This window comes from Tahibacter caeni (genome assembly GCF_024609805.1).
GTDB classification, from domain to species: Bacteria; Pseudomonadota; Gammaproteobacteria; order Xanthomonadales; family Rhodanobacteraceae; genus Tahibacter; species Tahibacter caeni.
In genome coordinates this window covers 1-6,457 of sequence record NZ_JANFVR010000278.1, presented here as the reverse complement: position 1 = coordinate 6,457, position 6,457 = coordinate 1, and the positions used below count along the sequence as shown (strand labels likewise).

Annotated in this window: 7 protein-coding genes; 1 reads left to right on the top strand and 6 read right to left on the bottom strand. The window is 61.7% G+C overall.

From position 1 onward, the window contains the following. Positions 1-190: 190 nt before the first annotated feature. Positions 191-406 (bottom strand): hypothetical protein, encoded by a 216-nt coding sequence (locus NON22_RS18590; protein ID WP_257388450.1) that lies wholly within the window; start codon positions 404-406, stop codon positions 191-193. Positions 407-448: 42 nt separating this feature from the next. On the opposite strand from NON22_RS18590, the gene NON22_RS18585 reads away from it, so the two are divergent. Further along, on the top strand, positions 449-601 hold the full coding sequence (locus NON22_RS18585; protein ID WP_257388449.1) for a hypothetical protein: 153 nt from the start codon (positions 449-451) through the stop codon (positions 599-601). 531 nt (positions 602-1,132) lie between these two features. On the opposite strand, the gene NON22_RS18580 is transcribed toward NON22_RS18585, so the two are convergent. The 5 genes from NON22_RS18580 to NON22_RS18560 form a co-directional block, all read right to left on the bottom strand. Next, a complete protein-coding gene (locus tag NON22_RS18580) occupies positions 1,133-2,176 on the bottom strand; it encodes a hypothetical protein (protein WP_257388448.1) in 1,044 nt (347 codons plus the stop codon). A 258-nt stretch (positions 2,177-2,434) separates the two neighbouring features. Next, a complete protein-coding gene (rsxB, locus tag NON22_RS18575; protein ID WP_306673899.1) occupies positions 2,435-2,932 on the bottom strand; it encodes an electron transport complex subunit RsxB in 498 nt (165 codons plus the stop codon). A gap of 19 nt (positions 2,933-2,951) precedes the next feature. After that, positions 2,952-3,608 (bottom strand): Rnf-Nqr domain containing protein, encoded by a 657-nt coding sequence (locus NON22_RS18570; RefSeq protein WP_257388447.1) that lies wholly within the window; start codon positions 3,606-3,608, stop codon positions 2,952-2,954. Between the two features lie 5 nt (positions 3,609-3,613). Next, on the bottom strand, positions 3,614-5,770 hold the full coding sequence (metG, locus tag NON22_RS18565; RefSeq protein WP_257388446.1) for a methionine--tRNA ligase: 2,157 nt from the start codon (positions 5,768-5,770) through the stop codon (positions 3,614-3,616). A gap of 255 nt (positions 5,771-6,025) precedes the next feature. Beyond that, a partial coding sequence (locus tag NON22_RS18560) for a hypothetical protein (RefSeq protein WP_257388445.1) occupies positions 6,026-6,457 on the bottom strand: 432 nt, incomplete at its 5' end.

The window sequence follows — 6,457 nt, the reverse complement described above, 5'->3', positions numbered from 1 at the left end:
GCGCTGTCGAATCTGTGGATGGCGAGAAAGCGATTGTTGGCTCTGACGGGGAAGTTGCGTCCGCAGATGGCTTATTGAAGACGAAAAGCCGCAAACAGCGGCTTTCGCGGCGAGATTTTGGTAACTTTGCGCCTGGTTTCGATGCCGGTTCCGCAAATCGTGTTTCTGGCATGCGGTGACGAGGGCTTATTCAGACCTTCCCTAGGTACTCTTCAAGTAGCCCTTGAACCCATTCCACCTGCTGCTGATTCGATTTCCACGCACGTTTGAACTGCTGTTCTGTCGGGAGGACTCCAACCGCCTCACCAGACTCACGAGCCAAATCAACAGCAAGCTCTGAAATAGAGCGTGAAGCAAGTACGAGAAGCATCTCGAACTGGGCCTTGTGCAAGCTGTAGGTCGCCATTCCTCTCTCCTTCGTTGAGTGGGCTTTTAAGGCGCCTCCTCCATGGCCGGATCGCTCAGTCCGAACCAGTTCTGCATCAGATTGGTGTTATTGAACATAGAGCCATTCGCGCAGACCACGGAGAATCGGTGGCAGGAGCAAAAAGCACAGTGGTCCGGCAAGAAGAAGCGCAAGAAATTTCCAGAATTTGCGTGAATAATTCAAAAAATTCGTTACTCGATCTAACTTAGCCTTCCATTTCGGGGTTGCAAGAAAATCTTTCTGAGCATTGGAAAATATGTAGCTACACCCTGGAAATTTTGAGCGTACGCAGTCATCTTGCTCTAGCTCAATGCATCTTTCATGAAAAATTAGATCAGACCTTTTGCATTGATCTTCTGCGGCGATTTGGCATTCGTGACCGAATTTTAGCCATGCGTTAGGAGCGCATTCTCTCCATTTTGACTCGATTTGAAATTCCAGTGTCATCTGAGTGGACTGAATCGAATTCCTGTAGTCACGGGCGAGCTGCTGAAAGAAAAAAGTAACTACACCGATGCACCAAAGCGTTGTGAGGAGCAACCAAAGTTTTTTCTTGCTAATCTGCCCAGGCATTTTCATGTGGTCTAAGAAGAGTAAGCTTCTGCTGGTCGTCTGCACCGTCTACGTGACAGAAGACCATTTAAGGATTAATCTAGTTTTTTGCAGGGTTAATAGCTAGCAAGCAATGGACGCCTCGCGAGCTATTCATTTGAGCGGAGATTCACCGTTGGCAGCGCAAATCAGATATGGCGTTACGACGAATGTTTGGATGTCTGGCAGCGGGTAGAGAACTTTGCACAGCATTCGGACAGGAATCTGAATCCAACGTTGCAGGGCGGGCGAGATAATTTCGAGGGCTTCGATGTTGGCCAGAAAGTACTCGTCCTTTGGCAATAGAGAGTATTGATGTTCGCCGGATTTGATCTCAAAGAAGACGTTCAGTGCTTGCTCCGAGTTACTTTCACTGCCCCATCGCCCAATAGTTAGGTGTCCCTTTACCCAGGCATTTGTCGGCTTCTGTCCGGGGTTGAGGTTGGGCTCGTGCTTAGGATAGCTCCCAAGAGTTTTGGTCACTGCCTTGAACATAGCTTGACTTGAGGTCGTGAATTGCCTCGTAACCTGACTGTGAAGGCCCGACTTTAAGAAGGTAATGCTCGCCTGAGCATCCATTCCTTCGTTTTTCGATATGACGGTTTTTGGCGCGATACCCGTCTCATCTTCATACTTATCAGCAAGGAAATCGAGGTCGAGATACAGCAGTTCTTCGTAGGTCACGGCAGGTCTCTCGTCAGACGGCTGATGTTTGAGCTGTGCAGCTGTTTCAGGTTTGTCGTGAATTCCTGAGGCCCATAGCCCAACCTGAAAATCTTTGCTATCTCTCGGCCATATTCCAAGATCTCTGCGAAGCTCGAAGAGTAGCCGGGACAGCAGGCGATCGTGGCGTTCGCGGTTCCGCTCGGAATTACTGGCGCGAATTTCCTCTTGAAACGCGTGCAATGCCTGGATTGCCTGTTGTGGTGCAACAAGATTGAGATTGTTGCACGCTTTGGCAAAAGCGCGCTGACCATCTGGAGTGTCTTCTCCTGTGATGATGCCGCTAAGGCTGGCTACAAAATCCTTATAGTGCGCAAGACGCTCTTTGCGGAGATCAGCCTCTCGCTCGCGCTTTTTAGTCAGGCCGTAAGTGATGACTGCCAGAATGGTGGCGCCACCTGCGGCTATCAGTGCAGTTGCGATATCAGCTGCCATGGTAGACAACGCTCAAGTTAGATCGTCGCGATAGTATTGACTTGGCTGGCTGGCTGGCCGAGGGGTACTGTAGTGCAGTGCAGCGATTGCACTCCATCTCTCATTTGCACTCCATAGTGCAGTGCAGCGATCTCTCATTTGGGGCACAGCTTTCGTATAGAGAATCGCCTCGTCCGTTCCATGACGCGACTTGCTTCTCAACGAAGTTGGTTAAAGGCGCATATCCGCCGGCGCATCGCTTACGGCGGGTTCCAGGCCTCAACGAGCCGGCGCCACCATCGCAATGCAATCCACTGGACAAGGCACCAGACAAAGCCCACACCCGGTGCATTCCTCCGTCAACACCGAATGCATGACCTGCGGCGCCCCAAGAATCGCGTCGACCGGACATACCTGGATGCATTTGGTGCACCCAATGCAGACCGCTTCGTCGATGACGGCAACGGTACGCGGGGTTTCGACGCCGTGTTCGGGGTTCAGCGGTTTGAACTCGCGGCCGAGCAATGTCGCGAGCGCACGGATGCCGACTTCGCCGCCGGGCGGGCATTGGTTGATGTCGGCGTCGCCAGCGGCGATGGCCTCGGCGTAGGGGCGGCAGCCGGCGTAGTGGCATTGGCCGCATTGGGTCTGCGGCAGCAGCGCGTCGATGCGGTCGGCCAGCGGTGCGACGGGTTCTGTCGTTGCCGGCACGAGTCGATGCAGCGCGAACGCGAACAGTGCGGCGAGCAGCAGGGTCAGCGACAGGGCGGCGAGCATCGCGTGGTGCGTCCCTGGCTCAGCCCACGAAGCCGGCGAGGCCCTGCGCGGCCAGCGTGAGCAGGCCGGCGTTGAGCAGGGACAAGGGCAGGCCGTGGAACGCGGCGGGCGCTTCGCGCGGCTGCAACCGCGCGTCGAGCGCGGCGAGGGCGAGCAGGTCCAAGGTGAAGCCGGCGCCGGCGAGGAAGCTGCGCAGCAGTGCGGTGGCGAGATCCGGTGTCGCGGCGGCCGGCACGAGGACGGCGATGGCGACGGCGTTCGCCGCGATCAGCGGCCAGGCGGCGTCGCGTAGTGGCGCGCGCCAGCGTGTCGTCACGAACGCGGTCAGCGCGGCTGCCGCGGCGGCCAGCGGCAGCGCGAGAAAGGCCGTCGAATGCAGCAGGGCCAGCGGCGCGAGCGCCTGCTGGACGATCCAGCTGGCGATGGCCGTCAGGCAGACGACCAGTGCGCTCAGGACGCCGTGCACGGCGAGATCGCGCAGTGTCGGTGTGGCATTCGTGGAAACGAATAGCGACGGCGTTTGCGCCGTCGCTGCGGCGTGCGGCGAAGCCGTTGGGTCGGGTGCTGCCGAATTACCGAGCGGCGACAGCGCCATCGGTTTCGTCGCCGTCTCCAGCAACACCCGATTGGCCAGCGCCAGCGCGACCAGACTCGCGATCAGCGCGCCGCCGTCCATCGCGCTTACTTGACCGGCATGCCCGCGCTCGCGCCGGCGTCGACGTCGAGCAGGTGCAGGTCGTCGCCGCCGCTGCCGGCGGACAGGATCATGCCCTCGGAGATGCCGAAGCGCATCTTGCGCGGCGCGAGGTTGGCGATGAACACGACCTTGCGGCCGACGAGTTTCTCCGGTTCCGCATAGGCGCCGCGGATGCCCGAGAAGATCTGGCGCTTGCCGAGTTCGCCGGCGTCGAGTTCGAAGCGCAGCAGCTTGTCGGAGCCTTCGACGAATTCGCAGGCGGTGACGAGGCCGATGCGCAGGTCGAGCTTGGCGAAGTCGTCGATGCCGATGGTGGCGGCAGCGCCGGGTGCGGCACTCGCGTTCGGCGCTGCGGCAGCCGCCGTCGCAGCCGGCTTGGCTTCGTTTGCGGTCTTCGCCGGTTTCGCGGGCTTTGCGGTGGTGTCGGCAGCGGCGGCAGGCTGCAGGTCTTCGGTACTGGCGGCAGTCATGGTCTCGATCTGTTTGGGGTCGACGCGCGTCAGCAGCGGCTGGAATTCGCGCAGGCAATGGTTGAGCAGGGGCTGGGTGATGCTGTGCCAGCTGTCGATCGTGTCGGCGAGGAAATGCTCGGCGCGTGCGACGGTGGCCGGCAGCACGGGCTTCAGGCAGGCCGCGAGCACGCGGAACAGGTTCAGGCCCTGCGTGCAGACGGCGAGCAGTTCCGCGTCGGCGCCTTCCTGCTTGGCGATGACCCAGGGCTTTTTCTCGTCGATGTAGCGGTTGGCCTCGTCGGCGAGCGCCATGGTCTGGCGGATCGCACGGCTGAATTCGCCGTCGTCGTAGGACTGGCGCACTTCGTCCGCCGTCGCGACGAACAGGCCGTACATGGCTTCGTCGGGCAGTGCCTGGGCGAGCACGCCGGCGAAGCGCTTGTTGACGAAGCCGGCGCAGCGGCTCGCGATGTTGACGAACTTGCCGACGAGATCGGCGTTGACGCGCGCGACGAAGTCCTCGAGGTTCAGGTCGAGATCGTCGACGCCGGCGCCGGTCTTCGCGGCGAAGTAGTAGCGCAGGTATTCCGGGTCGAGACCCGCGTCGAGGTAGGTGCGCGCCTGGATGAAGGTGCCGCGCGACTTGGACATCTTCGCGCCGTTGACCGTCAGGTAACCGTTCACGTGCAGCGCGGTCGGCGCGCGGTAGCCGGCGCCGTGCAGCATGGCCGGCCAGAACAGGCCGTGGAAATTGATGATGTCCTTGCCGATGAAGTGATGCAGCTCGGTGGCCGGATCGAAGTCGGCGCTGTCGCGGCGCAGGAACACGTCGTAGTCGCCGGTCTGCAGCGGGTCGTGCACGTTCGCGGCCTTCTTGCCGCTGTCGCAGAGCGCCTTGAAGCTCGCGAGGTAGCCGATCGGCGCGTCGAGCCAGACGTAGAAGAACTTGCCCGGCGCGTCGGGAATCGCGAAGCCGAAATACGGCGCGTCGCGCGAGATGTCCCAGGCGCGCAGCTCGCCGTCCAGCCACTCGCGCAGCTTGGCCTTGACGCTGCTGTGGGCCGAGTCGCCGGACAGCCACTCACGAAGAAAATCGCTGAAATGGCCGACCTCGAAGAAGTAGTGCTCGGACTCGCGCAGCACCGGCACCGCGCCCGACACGACCGAGCGCGGGTTCTTGAGCTCCGTCGGCGCATAACTCGCACCGCAGTTCTCGCAGTTGTCGCCGTACTGGTCCGGCGTGCCGCAGTTCGGGCATTCGCCCTTGATGTAGCGGTCCGGCAGGAACATGGCCTTGACCGGATCGTAGAGCTGCTCGATCACGCGCGGCACGATGTGGCCTTCCAGGCGCAGGCGCCGGTAGATCTCTTCGGCGAGCTGGCGGTTCTCGTCGCTGTGCGTGGTGTGGTAGTGGTCGAACACGATGCCGAAGTCGCGGAAGTCGGTCTCGTGCGAGCGGCGGATCGGCTCGATGAATGCTTCGGGCGCTACGCCTTCCTTCTCCGCGGCCAGCATGATCGGCGTGCCGTGCGCGTCGTCGGCGCAGACGAAATGCACGACGTTGCCGCTCATGCGCTGCGCGCGGGTCCAGATGTCGCCCTGGGTATAGCCGACGAGATGGCCCAGGTGCAGCGGGCCGTTGGCATAGGGCAGGGCGCAGGTGACGAGTAGGCGACGCGGCGAAGTCATCCGATGGCTTCCGGGCTGGGCTGTTGCGGCTCCGGATTATGACATGCGGCGGCGGCGAGGCTGCGCAGTCGGGTGTCTGGCGAGAGGCGTAACCCCTGTCGCCGAACGGGTGTCGCCGTGTCCCCCGCCCATACCCTCCCCGAAAGGAAGGATGTGGGCGGGGATGAGGGTTTTGCGACGTTGCTGAGATATGGCGGGCGGCTAGCACCGCCGCGAAATCGTTCGAGGTCTCTGCCGGGACGCCGGACCGGGTCCTCAGAAATTCCGGCAACCCGCCTGAACGAGGCGCGGCTGCAGCTTTTCCTGGATGTCGAGGCAGCTCTTGGACAGGTCGCCGGTCTTGAACTTGGCGGCGTTGATCGCGACGACGTATTCGGAGCGCAGGCTCTCGCGGGCTTCGGGCGACAGCGCGCCGCTGTTGACGCACTGGCGCAGCTTCTCGGCGAACTGGTCGCATTCGAGGCGGCCGGTCGGGCGCACCTTGGGCATGTCGCCGGGGCGGTCGCTGTTGTCGAGTTCGATCGGGCCGTGCGCGACGGGCCGGCGCGAAGCGGCGTCGCTGGTCGGCGTGCGCGGGTCGCGGATCGCGGCCTCGCGCGCGTCGGCGGAGTCTTTCGCCGTGCCGGCGGCGGCGTCCTTGGCGGCGGGCGGCGCCTCGCCCGAGCAGGCCGCGACGGCGGCGCACAG